Here is a 923-nt window from a genome sequence, read left to right as displayed (position 1 = left end):
TGGCGTCCCCTAGGGGATTCGAACCCCTGTTACCGCCGTGAAAGGGCGGTGTCCTAGGCCTCTAGACGAAGGGGACCCCGGACTCACCGTTTCAACTCCGGTGATAAAGAGCTTTTCCTGCCTGAAGCAACCTTCGAACAGGAAAGTGGTGGAGCTACGCGGGATCGAACCGCGGACCTCTTGCATGCCATGCAAGCGCTCTCCCAGCTGAGCTATAGCCCCAAAGATCTGGTGGGCGGTACTGGGTTCGAACCAGTGACCCCCTGCTTGTAAGGCAGGTGCTCTCCCAACTGAGCTAACCGCCCAAATCTTTGCCGCTCCCCGCCGGCCAGGCGAGAAACCGATATAAGTGGCGTCCCCTAGGGGATTCGAACCCCTGTTACCGCCGTGAAAGGGCGGTGTCCTAGGCCTCTAGACGAAGGGGACCCCGGACTCACCGTTTTGACTCCGGTGATGAAGAGCTCTTCCCTGCCTGAAGCTGCGCTTCGAACAGGAAAGTGGTGGAGCTACGCGGGATCGAACCGCGGACCTCTTGCATGCCATGCAAGCGCTCTCCCAGCTGAGCTATAGCCCCAAAGATCTGGTGGGCGGTACTGGGTTCGAACCAGTGACCCCCTGCTTGTAAGGCAGGTGCTCTCCCAACTGAGCTAACCGCCCAAATCTTTGCCGCTCCCCGCCGGCCAGGCGAGAAACCGATATAAGTGGCGTCCCCTAGGGGATTCGAACCCCTGTTACCGCCGTGAAAGGGCGGTGTCCTAGGCCTCTAGACGAAGGGGACCCCGGACTCACCGTTTCAACTCCGGTGATGACGAGCTTTTCCTGCCTGAAGCAACCTTCGAACAGGAAAGTGGTGGAGCTACGCGGGATCGAACCGCGGACCTCTTGCATGCCATGCAAGCGCTCTCCCAGCTGAGCTATAGCCC

7 tRNA genes are annotated in these 923 nt (G+C 59.8%); all 7 read right to left on the bottom strand.

Features of this window, described 5'->3' with window-relative positions:
* The 7 genes from ABD997_RS01400 to ABD997_RS01370 all read right to left on the bottom strand — a co-directional run bounded on the left by ABD997_RS01400 (nucleotide 1) and on the right by ABD997_RS01370 (nucleotide 778).
* Nucleotides 1-76 (bottom strand) — tRNA-Glu (locus ABD997_RS01400).
* Nucleotides 77-146: 70 nt separating this feature from the next.
* Nucleotides 147-222 (bottom strand) — tRNA-Ala (locus ABD997_RS01395).
* A gap of 7 nt (nucleotides 223-229) precedes the next feature.
* Nucleotides 230-305, bottom strand: a tRNA-Val gene (locus ABD997_RS01390).
* 45 nt (nucleotides 306-350) lie between these two features.
* Nucleotides 351-426, bottom strand: a tRNA-Glu gene (locus tag ABD997_RS01385).
* Between the two features lie 72 nt (nucleotides 427-498).
* Nucleotides 499-574, bottom strand: a tRNA-Ala gene (locus ABD997_RS01380).
* A 7-nt stretch (nucleotides 575-581) separates the two neighbouring features.
* Nucleotides 582-657: transfer RNA gene (locus ABD997_RS01375), tRNA-Val, on the bottom strand.
* A 45-nt stretch (nucleotides 658-702) separates the two neighbouring features.
* A tRNA-Glu gene (locus ABD997_RS01370) sits at nucleotides 703-778 on the bottom strand.
* Between the last annotated feature and the right edge of the window lie 145 nt (nucleotides 779-923).

Origin of the sequence: Ferrimonas gelatinilytica, assembly GCF_039544205.1 — a bacterium.
GTDB lineage: Bacteria > Pseudomonadota > Gammaproteobacteria > Enterobacterales > Shewanellaceae > Ferrimonas > Ferrimonas gelatinilytica.
Note: the sequence above shows the minus strand (reverse complement) of the source record. Positions and strands in the feature narration are given on the sequence as shown.